26 protein-coding genes and 2 pseudogenes are annotated in these 22,069 nt (G+C 54.3%); 7 read left to right on the plus strand and 21 right to left on the minus strand.

The annotated features are described in order from the left end of the window. Positions 1-3: 3 nt before the first annotated feature. The 3 genes from bcsB to bcsQ are packed head-to-tail and all read right to left on the minus strand — an operon-like array spanning position 4 to position 5,569. Positions 4-2,271 (minus strand): cellulose biosynthesis cyclic di-GMP-binding regulatory protein BcsB, encoded by a 2,268-nt coding sequence (bcsB, locus tag PPTH39_RS04735; RefSeq protein WP_095018809.1) that lies wholly within the window; start codon positions 2,269-2,271, stop codon positions 4-6. Further along, positions 2,271-4,493 carry a UDP-forming cellulose synthase catalytic subunit gene (bcsA, locus tag PPTH39_RS04740; RefSeq protein WP_095026985.1) on the minus strand — a complete coding sequence of 741 codons (2,223 nt, stop codon included), beginning with the start codon at positions 4,491-4,493 and terminating at the stop codon, positions 2,271-2,273. Before bcsA ends, bcsB begins: the two co-directional genes overlap by 1 nt. Continuing rightward, positions 4,490-5,569 (minus strand): cellulose biosynthesis protein BcsQ, encoded by a 1,080-nt coding sequence (gene bcsQ / locus PPTH39_RS04745; protein WP_130871698.1) that lies wholly within the window; start codon positions 5,567-5,569, stop codon positions 4,490-4,492. Before bcsQ ends, bcsA begins: the two co-directional genes overlap by 4 nt. Before the next feature lie 549 nt (positions 5,570-6,118). Here bcsQ and PPTH39_RS04750 point away from each other — a divergent pair. Next, complete coding sequence (locus PPTH39_RS04750; RefSeq protein WP_095002319.1) at positions 6,119-6,325, plus strand: hypothetical protein; 207 nt, start codon at positions 6,119-6,121, stop codon at positions 6,323-6,325. A gap of 72 nt (positions 6,326-6,397) precedes the next feature. On the opposite strand, the gene PPTH39_RS04755 is transcribed toward PPTH39_RS04750, so the two are convergent. From PPTH39_RS04755 to PPTH39_RS04785, 7 genes are all read right to left on the minus strand, one after another. Next, the gene (locus PPTH39_RS04755; RefSeq protein WP_095002318.1) at positions 6,398-7,066 is read right to left on the minus strand and encodes a DUF3313 domain-containing protein; all 669 of its coding nucleotides are present in this window, start codon (positions 7,064-7,066) and stop codon (positions 6,398-6,400) included. 245 nt (positions 7,067-7,311) lie between these two features. Further along, positions 7,312-7,539, minus strand: coding sequence for a hypothetical protein (locus tag PPTH39_RS04760; protein ID WP_095002317.1), 228 nt, complete (start codon positions 7,537-7,539; stop codon positions 7,312-7,314). Between the two features lie 430 nt (positions 7,540-7,969). Then, positions 7,970-8,485: a P-loop nucleotide/nucleoside kinase family protein gene (locus PPTH39_RS04765; protein WP_130871699.1), complete on the minus strand. Its 516-nt coding sequence runs from the start codon at positions 8,483-8,485 to the stop codon at positions 7,970-7,972. Between the two features lie 283 nt (positions 8,486-8,768). After that, on the minus strand, positions 8,769-8,963 hold the full coding sequence (locus tag PPTH39_RS04770) for a hypothetical protein (protein ID WP_095018804.1): 195 nt from the start codon (positions 8,961-8,963) through the stop codon (positions 8,769-8,771). After that, positions 8,960-9,691: a zeta toxin family protein gene (locus PPTH39_RS04775; RefSeq protein ID WP_095031896.1), complete on the minus strand. Its 732-nt coding sequence runs from the start codon at positions 9,689-9,691 to the stop codon at positions 8,960-8,962. The genes PPTH39_RS04770 and PPTH39_RS04775 overlap by 4 nt, the downstream gene beginning before the upstream one ends. A 161-nt stretch (positions 9,692-9,852) precedes the next feature. Further along, positions 9,853-10,227, minus strand: a complete 375-nt coding sequence (locus tag PPTH39_RS04780) for a tautomerase family protein (protein ID WP_095018803.1) — start codon at positions 10,225-10,227, stop codon at positions 9,853-9,855. A gap of 6 nt (positions 10,228-10,233) precedes the next feature. Beyond that, positions 10,234-10,569: a carboxymuconolactone decarboxylase family protein gene (locus PPTH39_RS04785; protein WP_095024249.1), complete on the minus strand. Its 336-nt coding sequence runs from the start codon at positions 10,567-10,569 to the stop codon at positions 10,234-10,236. A 108-nt stretch (positions 10,570-10,677) separates the two neighbouring features. Here PPTH39_RS04785 and PPTH39_RS04790 point away from each other — a divergent pair, with 108 nt between their 5' ends. Next, positions 10,678-11,565, plus strand: a complete 888-nt coding sequence (locus tag PPTH39_RS04790; RefSeq protein WP_130871700.1) for a LysR substrate-binding domain-containing protein — start codon at positions 10,678-10,680, stop codon at positions 11,563-11,565. Positions 11,566-11,636: 71 nt separating this feature from the next. Then, positions 11,637-12,242: a hypothetical protein gene (locus PPTH39_RS04795; RefSeq protein ID WP_095024247.1), complete on the plus strand. Its 606-nt coding sequence runs from the start codon at positions 11,637-11,639 to the stop codon at positions 12,240-12,242. A gap of 891 nt (positions 12,243-13,133) precedes the next feature. On the opposite strand, the gene PPTH39_RS04805 is transcribed toward PPTH39_RS04795, so the two are convergent. Then, positions 13,134-14,030: an EcsC family protein gene (locus tag PPTH39_RS04805; protein WP_095018799.1), complete on the minus strand. Its 897-nt coding sequence runs from the start codon at positions 14,028-14,030 to the stop codon at positions 13,134-13,136. A gap of 448 nt (positions 14,031-14,478) precedes the next feature. Between PPTH39_RS04805 and PPTH39_RS04815 the strand changes: the two genes are divergently transcribed. Then, positions 14,479-14,940 (plus strand): hypothetical protein, encoded by a 462-nt coding sequence (locus PPTH39_RS04815; protein ID WP_095018797.1) that lies wholly within the window; start codon positions 14,479-14,481, stop codon positions 14,938-14,940. Positions 14,941-15,023: 83 nt separating this feature from the next. On the opposite strand, the gene PPTH39_RS23840 is transcribed toward PPTH39_RS04815, so the two are convergent. Next, positions 15,024-15,305, minus strand: a complete 282-nt coding sequence (locus tag PPTH39_RS23840; protein ID WP_095018796.1) for a DUF4236 domain-containing protein — start codon at positions 15,303-15,305, stop codon at positions 15,024-15,026. Positions 15,306-15,819: 514 nt separating this feature from the next. Between PPTH39_RS23840 and PPTH39_RS04825 the strand changes: the two genes are divergently transcribed. Then, positions 15,820-16,095, plus strand: coding sequence for a hypothetical protein (locus PPTH39_RS04825; protein ID WP_095018795.1), 276 nt, complete (start codon positions 15,820-15,822; stop codon positions 16,093-16,095). Between the two features lie 55 nt (positions 16,096-16,150). Here PPTH39_RS04825 and PPTH39_RS04830 read toward each other — a convergent pair whose 3' ends face one another. Next, a complete protein-coding gene (locus tag PPTH39_RS04830) occupies positions 16,151-16,465 on the minus strand; it encodes a helix-turn-helix domain-containing protein (protein ID WP_019827011.1) in 315 nt (104 codons plus the stop codon). After that, the gene (locus PPTH39_RS04835) at positions 16,462-16,806 is read right to left on the minus strand and encodes a hypothetical protein (RefSeq protein WP_019827010.1); all 345 of its coding nucleotides are present in this window, start codon (positions 16,804-16,806) and stop codon (positions 16,462-16,464) included. Before PPTH39_RS04835 ends, PPTH39_RS04830 begins: the two co-directional genes overlap by 4 nt. 188 nt (positions 16,807-16,994) lie before the next feature. On the opposite strand from PPTH39_RS04835, the gene PPTH39_RS04840 reads away from it, so the two are divergent. Further along, positions 16,995-17,240: a hypothetical protein gene (locus PPTH39_RS04840; protein WP_095018794.1), complete on the plus strand. Its 246-nt coding sequence runs from the start codon at positions 16,995-16,997 to the stop codon at positions 17,238-17,240. On the opposite strand, the gene PPTH39_RS04845 is transcribed toward PPTH39_RS04840, so the two are convergent. The 7 genes and pseudogenes from PPTH39_RS04845 to PPTH39_RS04880 all read right to left on the minus strand — a co-directional run. Then, positions 17,218-17,433, minus strand: a complete 216-nt coding sequence (locus PPTH39_RS04845; protein ID WP_130871701.1) for a DUF1983 domain-containing protein — start codon at positions 17,431-17,433, stop codon at positions 17,218-17,220. The two genes, PPTH39_RS04840 and PPTH39_RS04845, sit on opposite strands and share 23 nt — an antisense overlap. Positions 17,434-17,467: 34 nt before the next feature. Then, on the minus strand, positions 17,468-18,211 hold the full coding sequence (locus tag PPTH39_RS04850; RefSeq protein WP_095018793.1) for a C40 family peptidase: 744 nt from the start codon (positions 18,209-18,211) through the stop codon (positions 17,468-17,470). Positions 18,212-18,498: 287 nt separating this feature from the next. Beyond that, positions 18,499-18,948, minus strand: a complete 450-nt coding sequence (locus PPTH39_RS04860) for a phage tail terminator-like protein (RefSeq protein WP_130871702.1) — start codon at positions 18,946-18,948, stop codon at positions 18,499-18,501. Continuing rightward, a pseudogene (locus PPTH39_RS04865) lies at positions 18,945-19,542 on the minus strand (hypothetical protein). The gene PPTH39_RS04860 and the pseudogene PPTH39_RS04865 overlap by 4 nt, the downstream one beginning before the upstream one ends. After that, the gene (locus PPTH39_RS04870; protein WP_095018790.1) at positions 19,539-19,907 is read right to left on the minus strand and encodes a hypothetical protein; all 369 of its coding nucleotides are present in this window, start codon (positions 19,905-19,907) and stop codon (positions 19,539-19,541) included. Before PPTH39_RS04870 ends, PPTH39_RS04865 begins: the two are co-directional and overlap by 4 nt. Positions 19,908-19,959: 52 nt before the next feature. Beyond that, the gene (locus PPTH39_RS04875; RefSeq protein ID WP_095018789.1) at positions 19,960-20,283 is read right to left on the minus strand and encodes a helix-turn-helix domain-containing protein; all 324 of its coding nucleotides are present in this window, start codon (positions 20,281-20,283) and stop codon (positions 19,960-19,962) included. Positions 20,284-20,378: 95 nt separating this feature from the next. Beyond that, positions 20,379-20,744, minus strand: a pseudogene (locus PPTH39_RS04880) (DnaT-like ssDNA-binding protein); the annotation flags it as partial. Between the two features lie 284 nt (positions 20,745-21,028). Between PPTH39_RS04880 and PPTH39_RS04885 the strand changes: the two are divergent. Continuing rightward, the gene (locus PPTH39_RS04885; RefSeq protein ID WP_130871703.1) at positions 21,029-21,985 is read left to right on the plus strand and encodes a tyrosine-type recombinase/integrase; all 957 of its coding nucleotides are present in this window, start codon (positions 21,029-21,031) and stop codon (positions 21,983-21,985) included. Positions 21,986-22,069: the final 84 nt, after the last annotated feature.

The raw sequence follows: 22,069 nt of genomic DNA on the forward strand, positions 1-22,069 counted from the left end.
CCGTCAGTTACCTAGTCGTTTGTTGGCGCGTGCGCGCAGTGCCAGATAAGCCAGACCACTCAGCAAAATCACCCCCAGACCGGTCAGCAGCAGGGACAGGACCACATGGCGCGACATCAACCATTGCAGGTACTTGATAGGCCCCAGGCTGCCAACGTAGTACTGCTCGTCCGCCACCAGAGGCTCGATGTTTTTACCGCGTACCACCACCAGACTGCCCTGGATCGAATGGGTGTAATCCTCACCTCCGATCAGTGCATTTGTGGCATCGGCCAGACCTTGCGGTTGACCACTGGCGATAACCACAACACTGCGCCCTTTTTTAAGCGGCGATTCGAAACCGGTCAGGTAAGTGCTACGCGCGCCACCGGAAAACGCCATCGCCAACCGCGTCTTGCGAATATTGGCTTCAGGATCGGGGCTAAACCAGTCACGTAGCCGCATCGGCAAGTCAGATAAATGAAAGCTCTGCTGGCCTTCGCCATCGTTAGCGGGCAGGCGATCGGCCCAATGTGTCAGCAAAGGCTGATTGGCACCGGACGCCAGCACCAGCAAGTCCTTGTCCGCAGCGCCCGCCACCTGATCCGCCTGAATCACCTGTACGCCAGTAGCCGGGTAGCCGGTGGACTGGCCAAATCGGCCGAGCAGTGTGAGGTAGGCATTCAAATCAGCAACCCCGGCATCATCCGGCAACACCACGGCGGTTTGCGACAGGTCAGCCATACGGGTAAACGGAAAGCCGGAATCCTTGAACACGCCCAGGTTGGGCATGGCGATAAAGTGGTCGTAGCCGCTCAAATCAAGGGTCGACTCGGGATCAATCGCACCGCGCATATTGTCAATGATGATGTCGTTACATTGGCCCTGCTTGATGTAATCGAACATATAGCGCAACTGCAGGCGGGACTGCAGGGCCACCGAGTTCAGGGGCAGCAACACATTGGTTTCGCGGTCAAGGCTGTCGTCTGACTTCAGTGTTCTGAGCACACTGCTGTCGAGCCTGTCCCGGGACAGCAGGTTCTGCGACTGAATCAGCGCGTCATTAAAACTGATAATGAACGACGAATTGTAGGACTTCTCTTGCGGCGTATAGCGGTATTTAAGATTCAGCGGCGCGCCTTCGTTACGCCAGGTAAACAAATCCGGCGGAAAATTCAACGGCACGGTGATGTCACCCGGGTTGTAGCCGGACACCGCCAGTTGCTTGGCCTGCATCAACTCACCAATCTTTACCGGGCGATCACTGGGCAACCAGTTCGGCGCGTCATAGGGCTTGCGGGGCTGCACCACCTGCAATCGATCGATCACCACGCTGCTGCCCGACAAGGCCTGGCTGCCCAGTACCAAAGCAGTTGCGGCACTCTTGAGTTCGGCACCGTCGCGACCGCTGACCACCAGCAGCTTGGCATTGACGTCATTCGGATTGGTCATCAAGGTCAGGGTCGGGCCCTTCGCTGGCGGTAGACTAATACTGCCAATCTGCAGCGCATCCGGACCGCTGATCAAAACCACCGCACTGCCGCTGGCGGGAATTTGGTTGTAACTCGAGGAAAACCGTGCACCCCGAAAACTGGCTTGGGCGCCAAACCACGACGACAGTGCACCGGCTGCTTCGAGCGTGGCGTTGTCAGGCGCAGAGACGAACACAAACGGCAAATCCAGGGCCCGGGTATCGCGACGATCGAAAAATGGCAACGGCAAGATGGACAGATCATTGGGTAAACCCAAGGGCGATACATCAATGCTCAAGCTGGTGGCGTTGCTGATCTTGGCCCACAGGCTGGTGTGCTGCGGATCTTCGCAACTCATGGTGTAGTGCCCGATAAACTGCAAACTCAGACGGTTGAACTCGGTAATCAGGTGCGCCGGTATGTCGACGACATGCTGTTGCAGTTGCCCGGCTTTGTCCTTGGGCAACGGCAGGCTTGCCGCCACTTCATCGTTGATGATGACGTTGATTTGCGACAGCTCTTCCAGCAATGCCGGCGAGTAGGTGTACTGCAAGTTCAACTTGGCACCCGTCACAATCGAGTCGGCCCGCACATCGAAACTGACACTGTCGCTCGATTCCACACCACGCAGGTTCATCGGATAATTGCGGCCCAACTGTTTGAGGGTCACGGTGTAATTATTGCTACCGGTTGCAGCAACGGCTGGAGCGCTCTCGGCGCAGGCAGCGCCGCTGTTCAAAGCCAGCAAGGCACACGCAATGCGTGCCAGGGCACGACGCGGATCGCGCAAATTGGCGAAGACTGAAGACGTTGAATTCATCACTTATCCTGGATGTTTTCTAGCTTTGATGGGGCGACGCGGCGACGGCGCAGCAAGCTGCGCACTTCCATGAGCGAGGCTTTGAAGAGTTCTTGGATACCGCGAAAACCAATTCGGCTGACTCCGCGCAGGGCCACCAGCGGGGTATCAACCTGCCCGCTACCCCAGGTCGATGCCCAAGTGTCGGCACGGGAAAAGGTGAGACGTACCAGATCACTTTGCTGGCGCAGAGTCAGAGCTTCAAATTGAACGCCGAGCAATTCACCGCGACTGAATACAATCACAGCCGGGAACAGGCTCAAGTGCTGGCTGCGCAATAGCGAAATCTGCACCTGCTCGCCTTGAGGTACGCTGACGCCCTGTGGCAAACGCAAGCCCATGCCTTTTTGCGAAAAGTCCTGGGTAACGCCGTCTATCACACTGCCATCGGCACGGACCAGGCGCACCGGTAATGTGGCAGCAACCCGCGGCTCGGCACGAACCTGCCGGGTTTCACTGGCCACTGCCACGGCGGCACTGGTGATGATCACGTTGTAGAGCGTCCACAACAGGTTGATCAACAGCGTGGTCGTGGCGCCCTCCTCACCCATTGCCAGCCGCGCGATCCCGTACGCCATCCCTGCCATGTTAAGGGTCAGCAGCACGATATATGGACGGGCGAGCTTCCAGTCGAAGTACTTCTCGTCAATGATCCCGCCCTTGTCGGTCACGTTGAAACCACCGAACTTGGGGTTGACCAGCGCCACCAGCACCGGGGCCATGATGTACCAGGCCAGTACTGTCTCGTAGACCTCGTTCCAGAACGAATGCCGGTATTGCCCCTGAATGCTGGAGTTGGTGAGGCTGGCATGAAAAATATGCGGCAATGCATAGGCGGCAATCATCAAGCCCGAGGCATGAAAGATTTGCGCATCAAAAAACAGAAAAGCCAGCGGCGCCGTCAAAAACACCAAGCGCGGCAAACCATAGAAGAAATGCAGCATTGCGTTGAGGTAGCACAGGCGCTGGCCCAGGTTCAGGCCCTTGCCGAACAGCGGATTGTCGGTGCGAAAAATCTGCGCCATACCCCGCGCCCAGCGAATACGCTGGCTAATGTGGCGTGAAAGGCTTTCCGTGGCCAGACCCGCTGCCTGCGGTATCGCCAGATAAGCAGTGTTGTAGCCGGCGCGGTTGAGCTTGAGCGCGGTATGGGCATCTTCGGTCACAGTTTCGACCGCCACCCCGCCGACTTCCATCAGCGGCTTGCGACGGATCACTGCGCAAGAGCCACAGAAAAACGTGGCGTTCCACAGGTCGTTGCCGTCTTGCACCAGACCATAAAACAACTCGCCTTCGTTGGGCACCGAACGGAAGGTGTCGAGATTTTTTTCGAATGGGTCGGGCGAAAAGAAAAAGTGCGGCGTTTGCAACATCGCCAGCTTGGGGTCTTTGAGGAACCAGCCAATGCTCACTTGCAAGAAAGAGCGGGTCGGCACGTGGTCGGCATCGAAAAATGCTACGAACTCGCCACTGGTGACCTGCAATGCTTCGTTGAGGTTACCGGCCTTGGCATGACGGTTGTTGTCACGGGTGATGTAGTTGACGTTGATCTGCTCGCAGAACTCGCGAAAGTCTTCGCGGCGACCGTCATCGAGCACATGCACGCGCAGCTTGTCCTGTGGCCAGTCAATTGCCTGAGCGGCAAAGATGGTCAGCTTCACGATATCGAGCGTCTCGTTGTATGACGGGATAAACACGTCAACCACTGGCCATTCGCTTGGCGGGCCCTTGAGCAATACCGGCTGGCGCCGCAGCGGCCAGGCCGTTTGCAGGTAGCCGAACACCAGCACCACCAGGGCATAGATTTCGGCCAGCACCAGGCCATAACCGAACGCCATGTCGACCCAGTCGTCGAACCCCAGGGTTTCGGTCAAGCGCCAGTATATATAGCGCAACGAGGCCGTGAGTGACAGGCCGATCATGATCAGGATGGTCAGGCGCCCGGGTATCCTGCGCAGCACCAATGCTGCAACAAAGCAGCCGATGGCAAAGATGCACTGCGCATAGAATTCGAACGGTACGGTAATGATCAGCAGGCCCAAAAGCCCGCAAAACACTGCGGTACCGGCAAGCAGCGCACGGCGTGCCGCAGCCGGCCACTGATCAAGATGATCTGACAGCGACTGGGCCCAACGCTGAAACCGGCTTTGCGCAACCTGGGGGGGGCTGTTTGACTGACTCATGAAGCTGAGCTCTCGGTTACACGGGCGTTCTGCAAAGCAGCCTTAAGGTGTTCGCCAAGCAGTAAAACCCCTTCACCACCTACAGACCGGACGGGCACCGTCAACGGGTTGCGGCCGTAAGCCAAGGCCTCGCCAAAACCGTGATCCTGCTCTACTACCCCCGTCAACTGCGCACCCAGACGGCGCTTGAGCACTTCGAGCATGTCGCGGGAAAACTCGCGCCCGGGCTCAAATTGATTGACCACATAGCTGCGCGCAACGTTGGCTCCCAGCAGACGGTCCATATGCTCCAGGGCAATAAAGCTGGCCGCGTCGGCAGCAGTGACCACCAGCACCTGATCGGCCACATCCAGCGCCTGCTGCAGGTACGCCGAGCGGCCGCTGGGCGTATCGACAATCACCAGGTCATGTGTGCCAAGGTCCATGCGTTCCAGTTGCCGTGCCAGCCAGTGGCGGTCCTGGCTTATTTCGCGCTCCAGGGCACAGCGCTGGTCATCGCTCAACACGCCGTAGGGCAGCACTTGTACATCGTTGAATCCCTGCTGCAGATTGCTGCTCCAGCAGGCGCTGCCGATGCCGGTCACGCCGGATTCAACGCCGAGGTGATGGTGCAGGGCATTTTGCGGATCAAGGTCGATGGCCAGGGTCTTGCCACCCTCCAGACGCAGGCTGCTTGCCAGGCTGGCGGCCAGCGTGGTCTTGCCAACGCCGCCCTTGGCCGAGACCAGCACCACGACACGAGCCTTGCACTGCGGCGTGCGCAATTGTGCCTGCAGGGCCTCGGTTTCGGCCTGACGAGCAAGCGCTACTTCAGCGAGCAAATTACGCAGCGGGATGGCAACGTCGGCAGTGCTCATCAGCGGTGCCGGATCTTCGGCTTTCGCCAATGCCACGCAGACTGGCGCAACCGGTGGCAGAGCAGCAAGTACCGGGGCCGTGACTTCTTCAGGCTCAGAGGCTTTAACTTGAGCTGGCGGCGTATTGGGGTATTCGAACTGACTGTCGAACTCGTGATAACTGTCCGAAGTGGCGCCGAACCTGCTGAACAAGTTCGATATGTCGTCTGTACGACTCATAAGTAGGTTCCTTCCGGACTGAGTATTCACGACGCATGGCCAGCAACAGGGCGTCAAAATAAGCCATCACAATGATATCGTCAATAAATTGAACAAATTTGGATTAATATCGTAATTGCAAGCACAAATAATCAGGCTATTCGCCATTTTATTGACGAATACGGCTATTTTTATTTGGCGCTGCTCGCGTCGCTCTCAACCAATCAACCCAATCCTTTGTAATGACGAGGCTTATACGCGAAGGCCGGAAAGACCGGAAAATGCGCAGGAAATGCACATCAATTAGACGAGTGATCCATTGGCGGACCGACAGACAGCAATTAGCGCGCCATTATGAACAAAGTTGAACGTTACGCAGCGACTAACGGTGCACCGCTGGTCACCCTGATCGGTTCCTCAGATTCATGCCGGTACTTTCGGGCACAACCATGTCTACCAGGCTGTTTTCAGGCCCTTTTCGATGCGCGCCATCAATCCTACCCTAAACTTTAGTTATTACCGGTTACCGGTAGTAACAGGTTTCAAACCCGCAACGATAAGGAGAGCATCATGTCTGAGCACTTCAAAAACCTCCGGGGCGATACCCCCTTTGGTGCTGCCAGTCCGGAAGGCAAACGTGAACTGGCCGTCGCGGCTGCTTTGACCTTGATCCAGTCCAAGGTGCTGAATTCAGCCAGCTCCGGTCAGTTACAGACAGAAATGAATAACCTGAGCAAGTACGCCGATCAGATTCAGGCGGCACTTGAAGTCGTGTGAAGGAGCCAGACAAATCGCAGACAAAAAAAAGCCCGCCTTTCGGCGAGCCCCGGACCAACCCTTGACCGGCTCTCAATGGCGGCTGGACAAGTATTCGCGGCGCATATCAAGCGCCCAGCCATCGAGCACCAGCTTGAAATCATCCAGCGTCATGACCTGAGAATCATTTTCCAGCGCCAGCCCTGTCCCCTTGCGCACCACTTGCGCGACCACCTGCTGGTCAGCAGCATCGATCACGGCGATTTCGGTGCTGATTTCACTGTCCTGATCACGCATCCCGACCGCCGTGCTGACCCCAGCGGCGAGCAGGGTCACGGGCAAATACTCATAAAACCGCAGGCCCTGGGTACTAGCCGAGAGCGAGACTATGGCCGGCCTGACAATCAGCGTGCCAGGCCCCGGGGCCGCGACAACCGTCATGACCTTGCCCAGTTCGCGCTTGAGCGCAGCATCGTAATAACCGGTTACGGCCGACAGCGTGGACTGTGGCCCCCGCCCGGTCGGTAGCACCCACGGGTAAAACTGGCTTGGCTCGATATAGACGCCGGTGTAATGGCTGATATCCAGATCAGGGCTTACCCAGGACAGTACGGCCTGCCCGGAAGGCAACTGCTTTTGCGCCAACTGGCTGTAATCGGACAGATAGCCCGAAAACTCTTCGGGCGGGATGGTCTTGCTGGCACAGGCCGCAAGCAAAATGGACAAGGCAGCCAGCAGCGGCAGCGAAAGACTGGTTCGCATGGAGCAGGAATTCCCGGGACGATGTTTTACAGGAGGGTTCTCATCAGCCCCGGGTGCCAGAACGAGCGCGGCGGGACTAATTGCGCACAGCTTGCCTGAACGCAATTGCTGGCAGATGTCCGGTTTGTTTCCGCGAAGCAGGGATATTGCAGAGGTGAAACAAATGGCGGGAATTGATTGAGCCAGCAGTTAATAACCTGAAGCGCAGCGTGGATGACACGCTGCGCAGTTAAAGCACCAGAGGATCAGTCGTCCCTGTCATCACGATCGCGATTGCGGTCATAACGGCGATCATTGTCGCGACGATCGTAGCCGCGGTCATAACCCCGATCATCATGCCCGCGATCGTATCCACGGCCCGAGTCGTAACCTCGATCGTGACCATGCCGCCCCCCGTCGTACCAGACAGGCGCGCAGCCGCCCAGCAGAAAAGCGCCTGAGACGGCCAGGATCAATAGGGTTGTGCGCTTCATTTGAGCGTCCTGAAAGAAAAGTTCATAAATATGACAATAAAAACGACCAATGATTCCTCGATACCCGCGGCTGCTCCCGCCCTCGCAAAGACTGCGTACTGGGGCACACGCCCCTACCTGACCCACCCACTTACGCCTGCCTGGTGTTGGTTAATTGGGGAGCAGAATGACAACCGACGGTGAATAAATCTGCAAAAAGCAGTGCAAGTTGACCTGATCAAGCTTCAATTACAGGTATAGAACCGCACCGAACAACCAGCGCCAACGACAGCCTGTCGCTAACTGCCCGATCCCTCACGGGAGGTCGCATCGGAGTGTGATCCGGGGCTGCCGGCCAGCGCACAAGCGCAGCTGACAAGCATCAGGCAGATCGCACTCCGATGCGGACAGATAACCGGCTCCAGGAGAACCGGGGGCGCATTGAACGCCTTCAGAGCAGACGCGCCCTGGATAAAAGCGTTTCAGTGATCAGCGCCACAGCCTGCGCCTTAGAAGTCAAGGCCGTGTCGATGCTGAATGGAGCAGTGCCCCACGCCTCATATTCATGATCGAGAACAGACTGCCAGGTTGGGGGCGTCAGCCCGGGAATATCGACCTCCCTGGTTTCCACCCGACGCTGGTGCTCGCGCCTGTCAGAACAGATCACCTTAATGTTGACCAAGGGCACATCAGCGCGCTGAGCAATATCACTCCATGCCTGTCGGCTTTCAACGACCGGGTTTACACAGTCGACTATAACCGTGTGGCCAAAACGAAGATTGCTCAGAGCAAGCTCATTGGCGACCATGTAACCGCTCTTGCCCACCTCTTTTGCAAGAACGCCGGCGTTTCGAATCGCCTGTTCGATGGTATCGACCCTTAGGTAGACGGCACCCGCTCTGCCGGCAAGCTCGCTTGCGATAGTCGTTTTTCCGGTGCCTGGAAGGCCGCTGAAGACAATAAGCATTTTATGTCCTTGAATGGGTCTGGTGACTGCCCGTTATACGCAGAAACCGGGCCACTTCAGCATCTACTACCACTCAATCGATAGCGTTGCCTCTACCCGAAGCGTGACCTCTGGGTGGTGCAGATCCGGAGTACTGGTGGGAGCGTCATAAATAGCTGACTCGTAGACACACAGAAGAAAGCTGAGCGCTTTGTGGGTGCGATGGTTTCTCTCGGAGGCAACTGGCAGACTGCCAAATGAAAAAACCCAGCACGAGGGCTGGGTTTAGGACGTCCGGAGAAGGCTATTTGCGTTTCGTGATCAGAAATTCGCCAGACTTAACTGAGCGAATGACATCCTTCTGCTCGTTGATGGCGACATTGGCTGCCATGAGATAGACCGCTCGCCTTTCCTCCACGGAGCCGTGGCGGAAAAACTCAGACATCTTCGAAGAGGCATTCACCTTCGTCGAAGCGACTGCTGCATTTTCGCCTTTCATTGGGGTACTCCGTTCAAAATTCTTTCAAGCTCGAGGTGATCATAGGGCTGGTTGACGAACCCGTCAATTTCACCAGCTGAAAGGTCGATCCCAATGTCTTCATTTCCACCATCGATATCCTTGATGATTACATCTACCTGCAAAGCAGCGTCAAATTCACGCTTAAGCGCGCAAACAGATGCCTTTGCAGCATAGAACTGCCTGACAAACTCTAAACAGGGAATGTTCCTTCCATCTTTTTTCTCCCTTGCAAGCACAAACTCCCATGCAAGTTCTGGCCTCTGGTACACGTAGATAATTTGGGCCGACCTGTTTTCTTTATCAAGAGCGCGGGAGATATTCCGCCTTGCTACATCGAGATTCGCAAGTGTCCCATCCAGCAAAAACGACTGACGCTGCTGGTAAACCAAGTCCAAGGTGCGCTCAACAAAAATGGTCACCCCTCGCTGGAAAAGACTGGAGTTAAGCCCCGTGTATTCAGGGAAGTAGCACCGAAAATCATCCGGATCGATTCGTAACGCACACGATCCTCCGGCCTGCATCATTTGAATAAACGCCCTGGACACTTCAGTTTTCCCTGCTCCTGGCGACCCCGCCATAAACACCGAGACGGGGTACTCATCGCACGGATATCGATCCAAGGATGCCAATTCCCGGGCAACGCTAGTTCGATTTAGCTTTGCAAACGCTACGGCGCGCTCAGAAACGGCCTGCTCTTCCCCGGGCATGGTCTCATCCTTAACGAGAACCAAGACTCTACCACCTAATGCTTGGGTCAAGTCATGATAAACCATGCCCCGCGTGATCAAGGGCTGCGTGGCGTTTCACCATTATCTCAGAATTAAACGATGCACAGCATGGTGGTGCAAATTCCCGCAAGGTCCACGAGCTAGTTACCCCGACCGCCAGCAAACGACCAATCCTCACTGTCTGTGGTGGTAATTACCACCATGACATCTTCCTCGCTGAGCCCAGTAGCCTCGTTAAGTTTCTCGACCAGAGTGCGGTAGAAATGCTGTTTCGTTTCGACGCTTCGTGAACGGCCAGCGGTGATAGCAATCAACACAAAATCATGACTGCGCGGCCCGCCCAGGTACTCGGGATTGAAAATCAGCTCACCGACATCATGCTGATGGATGACCTGGAAGCGATCTGCGCCAGGCACCTCAAAACTCTCGACCAGAGCGTCATGCACCCCTTGGGATAACGCCTGCAGATACGCAGCGGACTTTCCGCGATGCAGTGAAATACGTGCAAATGGCATAAATAGTTACCCTTGGCTGGGAGCACGACTGGCTTGCACATCGCGGAGCTGCTTCAGGCCAGAAGCAGCCGTCGGCCAGCCTGAATAGAACGCCAGATGGGTCATGACTTCCTCCAATTCATCATCACTCAAACCGTTGTCCAGTGCTCGACTCAAATGGAATGGCAGTTGCTCCAGCCGGTACAGCGCCACCAGGGCAGCCACCGTCACCAGGCTGCGCTCGCGAGGTGTCAATTGCGTTCGCTTCCACATATCACCAAACAGGGTTTGGTCAGTTAAATCGGCAAACTTATGCGGCAATCTGCCCACGTGCTCTCGCCCGCTATCCTTTAATGTATTCACGACCTTAATCCCCGAATTACCTTGTCAATCGGACAAAACTATCAAGTCGCGGTAATTGCGAATATCAGATTTAATAGGATCAACTGTTCCAAATTTGTGGATTATCCGATGCGCCGTCCAACTTTCGATCTCGATGTCTTGCGCACCTTCGTTACCGGCGTTGAGTTCAACAGCTTTGCCAAGGCTGCGGATTGCCTCGGTCGATCTACGTCCGCAGTGAGCGCTCAATTGAAGAAACTTGAAGAGCAGGTGGGCACCCCGGTGTTGGCCAGATCAGGACGTGGCCTGGTCTTGACACCTGTGGGAGAAATCCTGCTCAGCCACGCCCGCCGGCTACTGGAGCTCAACGACGGGATCTTCTTGAGCCTGCACGAAAGCCAGACGACCGGAACCGTTCGCTTCGGAGTTCAAGAAGATTTTGGGGAGCATTTCCTCAGCGACATCCTGCGACGCTTCGTTCAAGCCTACCCAATGGTGAATCTTGAAGTCAGGATTGCGCGAAACGCTGAATTACTTTCAATGGTAGAAAGCACCGGCCTGGACTTGGCCCTAACATGGGACACGGAGCGCAATTCGCCGCTTGCGACGAGACTGGGTGAAACGCCGATGCACTGGATCGGGGCACGTAACACACGACTGCCAACCATGATGGATGACTCACCGCTGCCATTGATCCTGTTTGATGCGCCGTGCGTGTTGCGCAGTGCCGCCACCCAGGCACTGGATGCGGCGAATATCCCCTGGCGAATCGCCCTGACCAGCCCCAGCGTTGCCGGTATATGGGCCGCCGTTGCTGCTGGATTAGGCTTGACGCTAAGAACCCGCATCGGGCTACCGGGCCATCTCGACATCGTTTCAGGCTTGCCCCCTGTACCACACCTTGGTTACATGATTCATAGCTGTACTGAGGCTCCCACACCCGCCACGCGTGAACTCGCAGCATTGATCAAAGCGAGCCTACAAGAGCCGGCATTCAATTTTGCAATTTCGAAATAAATTCTTAGCTTGAATCAAGCAGCCCAGACGTCGAACTAGCGGCTTATCGCGCAGCAAATGGAGTTGCCCCTATGAAAAAACACACCTTGTATGCGCTGTTGGTACTGCTCGCGGGATGCAGTACAGGGCCCTATCTGCATCCAGAATCAGCCGTGGGCCAAAACGCCCTTCTCGAGCGTACCTGCCCCGGGCCAAAGGCGGCGATGAGCTATACGCCTCTTTCTGAAGAACTCGACTGGGTTCATGTGCTGGTTTATGCAGCACCGCCGGGTACATCCAGCTGGCCAAGCAACAAGCGCTCAACTGACACGGAACTGCGCCTCTTCGGTCGCCTGTACAAACCGCCTTACCTGCTCAACCTGAACACCCCGGAACAACGCAGCGCGGCGCTCAAACAGACCCCGCCCGACCTTTGGGTGAGTGCCGCATCGCCCATGGTCACCGTGCAACTGGCTACAGGGCAGTCTTATCAGGTCAGCGTTGAACAGCTGGAAACCGGTTTTGATCCGAGGAAAATCTTCCACGCGGGCTTCAAGGGAACACCCTTGGGCAAAGGGGATATGGATGACTTCACCGTAACCTTTCCGGATATTTTCGTGAACGGTGAGAAAGTCCCGATGGCACCTGTCCACTTCAAGAAGCGCGAAGAACGCTACGCACCGGTATTCAACTGCTGAATAACAAATCAAGTAGCGACTCGCTCGCTTTGGGCAAGCAAAGGCCTATGACCACATCCCGGCGAATGAGCGGTCAACCTTTCATGAGACTCGAGCGTTGGGTGCCTGGCTATATGAGTAACAGGGATTTGCTCAGGATGACATTCAGGGTTTGATGGGGCATGCGGATGTGAAGCTGCTGCGCGTTGGTGGTTTGCCCAATGATTGGCCAAACGAGAACAACAAAAAAGGGCCCACCTTTCGGTGAGCCCTTCTAGACCGCCCAGCAGAGCGGATTTTGTTTGGTAGGCGCGATTGGACTCGAACCAACGACCCCCACCATGTCAAGGCTGACCGTTTACCTATCGTAAGTTATTGAAATATATAGGGTTTATGGGTGATTGAAGTTTCATAAAACCGAGACAACTACCCTATAAGAATCAATAACTTAGCGTTGTATTTTGCTACAGGTTTAGTGCATTCCCTATGATGACATGTAGTCTATGTTGAGACGCGTCCTTGTGATCTCACTCTGTCTTTAGTGCGAGCAGTCTCGGCATTGCTTTTCAGCGACTAAGATCCAGTAAGTACGAAACTTCTGCAGTGTTCTGCCGAACGAACGTTCTTATTTATTACAACGGATCTGCAAACAAGTGAAAAGTCCTTTAAAACCGTGGTTTGGAGCCTCCTTGGCGCTGAAATAATCAGTGATTTTCAACAGCCTACTGCCCGCTTTCTATCTGTGTTTTATCTTGGGCTCTGGCCATAAACCCACCCTCCCTGCAGCTCTCTATTGACAGTAAAACTGCATAGCATTACGCCTATCTAAGCGCATCGCATACCATGCCGGGGATGGGCTCAAACCCATAATTTGCTGATTGCACACCCGGCGATCGACGAAAATTTGAGCTTTCACACCGTTTGCGAAGCTTCTTCGTAATGCGGATCATAGTCGGCCGCAGGTTTTACGGTAACCTCAATTACTTCAGGACCATACTTATGGGCTAAGAAGCGCTCCCGATAAAGGTAGAAGGCTGCGTCGCAGACTTTCATGGTGAAGTAAGCGTTGAAGCCTCCCCCCACAATCGCACCCACCGCAGGAATGGTTTGTGCGAGCTTTGCTTTAGTAAGGCGTATGCCTAAAGATTTAGCAATTTCTTGGATAATCTTTACGAAAACACTTTTTTCCAGCTCCTGCCAAGTTGCCTTCTTTGCAACATCTTGAGAAATTTTGATCAGTTGAGCCATTGCGAGGGCTTTGGAGCTATCGCTTGGGGAGGATGCGAGGCCTAATACGTTGAAAGCGAACAGCCGCTCCTCCTGACGCGAGGTATCAAAACCGTAATACGCAGCATACTCGCCTATAGCACGAAGATTGAGTGTTATTAGCGTAGGGATATCGACCGCCAAGCCAGCTATGCCAACAGCTCCTGCCCCGGCCCCCTCGACTAAAGCAATACCTTTATATTTAGCACCCAAGAAGCCAACGACTTTATCGATTTGCGCCAGATCCAAGTCGTGAATATCCATATGAGTTTTGATTGTACTGTGCCCGTCGCCGCGAAACTCTTCAAAAATAGCTTCTGGCCTTACACTCCATTGAGCCGCGTCGTGGCATACACTCGTTAGGCCCTCGATTGCGCTTTGAATAGTGGAACCAACTACAGGCGTCTTGAACAGAAGGTCACCCGCTTTGTCGAGCGGTTGGTTTATCACCTTTAATGCTTGGCCGAACCAGCCGATGTCCGGCGCCTTCCAGCTGTGAATCTCTTTAAGAGCGTGTTGCTCGTATTTGCTCAGTTTCGGCATGCTGGGTCCTTGAGTTTCGAATCAGTAGGCAATATCAAAACGCCATTATGCCCTGATAAATAAAATTTTTGTTGCAGCTTTCAGGTGGTCGATTTGTGCGATGTCATGTGGATCGACACAGGATGCTGGCAGTCGACGTGAATGCTAGGAAGGTTACGCGTGATTAGCCGCACAGTTTTGAACTCCGACCCAACCATTCCAGAATCCCGGACGATTGTAATCACGCCACTCTCACCCGCGGGCTTTGACTGGAAAGCATAAAGCTCATCCGATGGAACCGGCTTTGCCTGGCTGACCGGAATGGGTGAAGACGCACACCCCGCCAGCAACGCTACTGCCAACGCACCTATCAAAATTCGCATGTCGTTCCCTCTATTGATTTGGCGGGACTTTAGCATCAGCAACGCGGTCATGGCAGAATGCCCCGCCAACAATAACGGAGCCTGTGATGAGACCCTTCGCCATAGCTGCACTAATGCTTCTGCTCACAGGATGCGTATCAAAGGTCGTTGAGTACACTCCGGCCAAGATCAGCCCAGAACAGGCACGTTCGGTAATCGAGCAGGTGCTTATGGAACAACCTCTCAAGACCAGGCCGGAGCAGGTCGTGTTTACTGATGAGTACATTGGCTATGGCAGCGGCATACTTTCGACCACCAGCGGCTTTGCCAGTGCAGTCCCTCTCGGTGGCGGAGCGATAGCAGCAGGCAGCTCACGAACATCCTCAAAAGCCGTTCAGACTCGTATTTACTACAACTCCATCGGTAGTGTGGCCCTCTACTCGAAACGCGGCCGATGGGTTGTGCAGACCCGGAGCACTGGCGGGAACGTCATGAACAGCTCTCTTGTAGATACGCAGAAGAAAGCTGAACGGTTTGTGGATGCAATGGTGTCTCTCAAACGCGGGTAATAACAATCAAACACAATAAGCCCAGCATTTAGCTGGGCTTTCTCATTTCAGGGCACCGAAAACATTAGGGCTGCGCGTGGACCTCAGCTGAATATCCACCAAAGAACTGCTGCGATAATTAGCAAGGTGGCCACATGCGCCCACGCCGGTGTAGGTGGCGTAGGGGTAGCCTCTCTCTTTCCGACCCCGTAGAACTTCGACGAAGATATTCCAGTGCCAGGAATTCCGGTCGTGACCCGCGTACCGCGTTTACTTAGGTTTACTGTGGCACCTTTCACGCCTAGTGACGTACTCACACCACTTTTGCTGATGTTGATCCGAACACCAGGAGCAATTTTGATGCTCTTCCTGATTCCGAGGGCCATGACTCAGTTCCTTTGAAAAAAAGCAACTTTAGCATCAAAATGCCAGCACCAAGAATAACGCTCTGTCGGAACCTGAATGGGCATCCAGCATGGATGAAATGCCAATACCTAAATACTCGCCACAGTAGTAGCGTTGTGCCCTATAACCAAGTCTGAGGAAGTCCAATTGAAGGCGCTTAATAAAGCTCTACAGTTATTTCGAAACGAACGTAAGCGGCCCTGGTCGGAGCTCAATAGTTGGGCGCTTGCCCTAATTGGTGGACCAAGTTTTCTGGCCGGCAGTTACTACTTATGGGTAGCCAAAGACGTTGCTCCAGAACTCATACACGCTACAAACCAAGTAGGTATAACAGCATTGGGAGTCGCTGCGTACAGTGCCGTTGGGCTGATGCTTTTTACTGGCTGGCACTTTTTGACAATCGCCAAGCGCTGCTCCGAAGTGCTTCGCCAGCGCCATTACAGGTAGCCCAAGCCTGGGCTGCCGGGCGTTTTTTTACTGGCTAGGATGCAGATAATGCAACTTGAATTCACGAAACTGAGGCTAGCGCTTGCAGATCCAGCCGATGGTCCTTACGCACTGGTAGAAAAACGTAACCTACTAATCAATGCGCTTAAAAACTGGCCGAATGAGTGCTATCCGATTGCAGACTTGCTGCTGCCTCATGGAAAACCGGTCAGTCAAGAATCGCGCAGGGTGATTGATGGTCTGATCTCCATATTGGAGATCCAGCCAATTCGCCCCGATGAAATATTAGATCTAGTAGGCGGCTTGCGGCTCGTTTGCTGGTAAGGCACCAGATGCAACAAGCCCAGCGCGAGGGCCGGGCTTTCATATACAGGTCAGCTTAAACAGCGTTGAGGCGATCAACCATATCAGGGAAGCGCTGGACCAACTTGATCAGTAGTGCTGCCTGGGCATTCGGCTTTGACTTCGACTGCTCCCAATTTTTCAGTGTGTCCGGGCTGGTTCTGATCTGCCGGGCAAACACTGGCTGGGACATGTGCAATTTTTCACGCAGAGAAACGATCTCGGCAGCAGTCACCTCGGGGGCCGGCATCGCCTCCACTTCGTACTGGCGAAGGGTGATCTTCCCTTCGCGATGTTCGCCCATCTCGTTCACGCCTTGCATCAGCTCGGCAAACAGATCGCGCTTTTTCATTTCCCACCTCGTTGTTTCAATTCTGCACCAATGGCCGCCTTCAGCGCTTTCTCCTGATCAGCGGTCAGGTTTTCAAGCTCATCCTTGTCGTAAATTGCGAACATCCAGAACTGACCATCATCCAGCAGCCAGTAATAGATGACCCGCAACCCGCCACGCTTGCCCTTTCCTCTGCGGGCGTCTTGCCAGCGTAGCTTTCGGAATCCACCCGTGCGCGGCATTACATCGCCTGCGGCCGGGTTCGCCTGCATCTCTACCTGAAGCTGCCGGTATTCATCGTCAGTCAGGTAATCACCTACCGTGGCGGTGAAGCTTGTGGTTTCAAAGAAGACTGTTTTCATTGGCGTAAAGTGTACGCAGATTGCCTATAGATTAGCAAATGGTTGCAGCATGTACGAATCCTCAGTAACACCCCGTTGCCTGTAGTAGTAGCCTCCAGCACTTACGCAACAGAATTCCCCAGTCTTTTGCCTGCAAGCCCACGGACTGGGGTTGCGCTAATTTCGGCGCGGATTACCAAGGAGGCAAAATGGAACAAAGCGAACTGAGTCAGAAACTGATCGACGCCGTCAACGCGCATGGCTCAGACCTACAAAATCTCAATTGCGTAATTTCCGGACTTGTTCATCAATTGTCCGCTTCTCAAGGAAAAGAAGGCCTCGAGACTGCAAGAGTCTTTGCATTGCGCGTGGCGGAGGCGATGCCCAAGAACAGTCCTGTTCGTCCGAACCCCAAGAGGATCTCGGAATTTTTCAGCGATCACCCAAAGGACTAAACCCTAATTTGCTCTCAATCCGTGCAAGTCGACGCTCCAACAGGTCGGCTTTCTCTGTTGCCAGAAATTGCTCAACACTCTTGATCGAAAATCTATCAGCTGAAATCAAAAGCTGACTGGTTTCAATTCCAGTACCAATACCGGTAACCACAAGCGCTCCAGTACTCGTCATTTGAGTTTTAAGTTGGTGCATGTTGATCTCCTGCGGGTAAGCCTCGTCATTTTAGTTATTTTGCATCTGTGTGCCTGAGGATCAGCTGCGTCCGATCCAGCCAAGGGCCGCCATAAACGATCACCTCTGACGGCCTGCCGTACAGGTGATGCAACAAAAACGGCCCCGGCCCGAACACCCCTGATTCTTCTCCAGGCAGCTCCGGATCATCACCGAGATAAATCCCAGCATGATTCGGGTGAACCGTTCGCCCAATCGCCATAACGATCAGGTCACCACGCCGTGGCTGGTCGCCCCGCACAAAACCTGCCTCCTCGTAATTGGCTTCGTACAAACTGGTGTTGCCAGCACTCTCCCACCAGCCGTCCTCCCGTCTAAAAGCTTCAAACTCCAGTCCCCACTCGCGCTTGTACCAATCCGCACAGACCTGCCAGCAATCCCACGCGCCGTGAACAAACGGACGCTTAAGCAGCGGCGTGTTTCCGGTCGGTGTAATAGTGCGCAAGTCGCCTTCAGGCCAACTCAGGATGTGCCATGGCAACGCCGTAGCCTCGCACATCGCCAGATCATGCGGAGACGGCCGGCTGGTGGCATCCGGGTGTGAGTGAACAATGCCGATCACCTCGCCCAGGTCTTCCGCTGCTGCGTAGTCTTCTGGATCGAGACGAAACTCTTCATTCGGCTCGCTGGCAATGTTCCGGCACGGGAAGTACTGCTGCTTGCGCCCGATGGCCAGCAGCAGCCCGCAGCACTCTTTCGGGTATGGGCGTATTAGGATGAAGTCAGTGGATTGGCAAATAGAGCCATCGACCGGATGACGGCTGGTTGATAGGATCGCGCGCCTTACTTAATGCCACTCCGGGAATCAAACACATATGAATCGAGAGCAAGTTCGTAGCGCCATTTGGTTCGCGATAATCACCTCAGTGATTGCACTGCTGTCGGCCTACGCCCAAACCGATCCGAATAGTGCACAAGGTTGGTTGATCGAATCCAGGCTTCTAGCGTCCCTCTGGGTTGACTCTCTGCCCCTGGCGGCGATTCTTGTTCTGATACTGGCCGCGCCTTGGTATTTAGTGAAGTGGTTCAGAAGCCGCCGCGCCAAATCCTAAGTACTGATAAAGTCGTGTCGGCACGGTACTGAAACGACACAGGCAACGCACAGCCGGTGTCTTCTTGTTGCTCGGGACCAGGCTCGACCGGGGTCATCACCAGTACCGTGAAGTCACCCCGGGTTAATCGATCATTGAGGGCAAACAAAGCAGACAGGTCATCTGCCAACCCTTCGCCCGCACCGGAACCCATTCCGGCAGGTGTGACGATGGTGATTTGAAACAGACCGGTATAAACCCGATGCTCGCCAGCGAGGTCGTCGCTCCCCGTGTGAGCAGGTATCAAGAAAGCCCGCAGGTAGGTTTCGCCGTCAGCAGGCTTGAACACCACATTTTGATAGGCAATGCGCAGTACAGGCTTCTGCAGCTTTGCCCAAGCTGCCAGCCGGGCCTCAAACAGTGCGCGAACAATCTTATGGCTCATACCTGGTTCTTCCTGATGGCCTCTTCAACAATCTTTTGAAAGTTGCCCAGGGTGATCCGAACCATACCGCTCGGTGCCTGGGTTGAATGCCCGTACTCCAAGGGGATGGCATAAGGCAGTGAGTTGGTGATGTAAGCCGTCTCCCCTGCATTGAACTCCAGGGCACCATTGACGATACGTGCCATGGAACGGCTACCACCGGGGGTCTACCTGATCCACCGTGGAGGTGTCAGGTGATCCGACACTGAACATCCAGTTGCCGCGAAAGCGCCCGCCCACACAGCCCTGCGGCGCACGTATGCCCATGCCGTCATTGAGCTTTAAGCCGCGCTTGAGATAGCCACGTTTGTCGAAGTTTTGCGGATTTTGGCGCAGGTTTTCGTTGTGTTCCGCGACGGCCTGGTTGTACTCGCGACTGATCTTGTTAATCTTCCAGACATCAGGAGTGCCCACAGGTGACATCGTGATAACGCTGTTACCTATGTTGATGATGATGTCGCGCATCGTCATATCAATGGCATCTTTCGCTCGATCCGCGAAGGCCCGGATTTGAGCTGAGAAACTGCCGCTCTTGCCTGCGTAATGATTGCTCATGATCGCACCTGCAATTCATAGAGGATCGGTGTCCCGGCAGGGTTGATCTCTTTGAGCGGAGGAACGATTGACCAGGTGCGGCCTTGAATTGACATCTTGCTCAGCAGGTCAGGCACCCACTCAAGCCCCTGCGCAGCAATCTTGAGCTTCTTGTCGCCTTGCTTGATGAGGCTGTTGTTCTGGAATTCCTGGCCAGTGAAGTCGAGCAGGATGCCTTGGGCAGTTTGCTCAGTGATAATGTCAGGATCTGACGTTCCGGTTTCGGGATCGTACTCGCCGGGAAGGACATTACCGACAAGTATCGACTGGCCGAACTCGGTGATCATCTCCAGAGCCATCATGGCCATTTCGTCATAGAAAGTCATGGTGGCACCTGAGATAGAAAACCCCACTAGATAGCGGGGCTGGGTCAACGAATCAGCTGTAGGAAAGGTTAACCGTGCTGAATCCGCGGCTTTTTAGCTCTTCAAGTATCTGCTCAATAGACGAGTCGGAAAGTGATTCGCCGATTTCCTGCTTTTTCGCTTCTGCCTCAACTTCCTCGTCATCGACCTCAAACAGAGCTTTGTTCAACTCTTGCCAAGTGCCCATCGTAGGCTGAGATTCGCCTCGCTCGTAGCGTCCAGGCATAACATTGGATATGCCTGCAGCATCAGCCAACTCAGTCAATGTGAGCCCTGCATCCTTGCGCGCATTACGTAGAGCCGAGCGAAAATTACTGCTTTTTGGATTAGGTAACATGCATCACTCCCTTTTTGAGAGGAGCATACTAAAGCACTCAAAGTAACTTCTACTAGTAACTTTTAGTACTGGCCACTACGAATGCCATCATCTGTTTATACCTTTACAGAAAACAATCCTCGTTGCAGCAAGTAGTCCGCAAACTGCGTCGCACTGGGCCGATCAGGCGCCGCAGGCAATAACCGCTTGCTGGTGTTCGGGATCGTTGCGTACTCGCGTGTCACGGCCCCCTCGACACGCTCCAATGTCACGGCCCCTTTGCGTTTGTCGATTGGGTCAATATCGTCGGCGTGAATTTCGGCCGCCAAGGCCATCTGCCCGTACTGGATACGCGCAGGCAAATAGTTGGCGGCTTTGTTCTCGCCATCCAGATGCACTTCCCGGCGTGGCCAGGACAAAGCCTGTTCGCTGCTGGTCTTGCGCCCCTTCCAGGTCATGCCATCCATCACCAAAGCCGCGCGACCAAACACTATCAGGACGGGCACACAGAGAAAGGTATCGAGTACCTGGAGGTGGGGGCTGATTTGGCGTTTTGAGGTGGGGGTTTTGCAAATCGCAGACAACAAAAAAGGGCCCACCTTTCGGTGAGCCCTTCTAGACCGCCCAGCAGAGCGGATTTTGTTTGGTAGGCGCGATTGGACTCGAACCAACGACCCCCACCATGTCAAGAGCCACCATGCTAAGCGCTAGGCCACACGGCATAAGGTCTTAAGAGAACGCCCATTCACATTATGAGGCGTCAAGCATGGCTAACATTCGTTCACTACCTTCAGGGAACTGGAACGCTCAGGTAAGACTGAAGGGACAGTCACCACAATCTAAAACATTCCCAACTCAAGCACTCGCTCAAGCGTGGGCTGACCAGCTAGAAGCTGTCACCAAGACGCACCAGTCCCATACGCTGTACACCTTGGGCATGACTTATTGCGAAACCATGCTCAAGGGTAAGGGCAGCTATGACCATGCGCTAAAGATCGTTGAGCAGCTCTTTGCTGCCTTCCCTCAGTCAATCCATAACATCACCCCTCAGCTAGTCAATGACTTCAAGCTGAAGCGTCTACAAACGGTCAAACCTGCTACCTGTCGTATACAGCTAGCGTTCATGTCTCGTTTCTTCAGGTTCGCTAAACGTGGCCTGCTTATTGATATACATAATCCCGTAAGTGATATAGCTCTTCCCAAACCAGACAAGTCGAGTGACAAGGTCGTCAGTGCTGGCGAGCTGAGACTACTACTCAATGAACTCTCACCCACTATGGCTCTGATAGTGGAGCTTGCCTATGAGATAGCTATGAGACGCTCAGAGATACTTAAGCTCACTACTCAATGTCTCCACCTGGATGATCGTATTGCAGATGTAATAGACGGCAAGAACGGGACTAGGTCTGTGCCCCTTACCATAAGGGCCATAGAGCTATTGAGAGAAGCTCAGAGGCTGTCAGTAGCAGAGAGAGCACATAGAGGCAGACTGTTCCTTGTGACACCTCATAGCGTCTCACAGGCCGTCAGGCTAGCAAGAAACAAAGCTGGCCTTGATAGCACCGTTAAGCTCCACCAATTAAGGCACACCCGTATTACCAATGTAGCGAAGAAGGGATTCAATAACGCTCAGATAATGATTGTCTCAGGACACAGAGACACTAGGTCAGTGGCTAGATACTCCCACCTTAGCGTCAAGGATGTATTACATCTAATTGACTAAGTCCCTGTGAGCTTGCTGGGGAGGTACTAGCATCGACCCCTCCCCAGCTTACACCATGATAGGGCACGGCTCCTTGTGCGAGCT

The organism is Pseudomonas bubulae (assembly GCF_900618535.1).
Classification (GTDB): domain Bacteria; phylum Pseudomonadota; class Gammaproteobacteria; order Pseudomonadales; family Pseudomonadaceae; genus Aquipseudomonas; species Aquipseudomonas bubulae.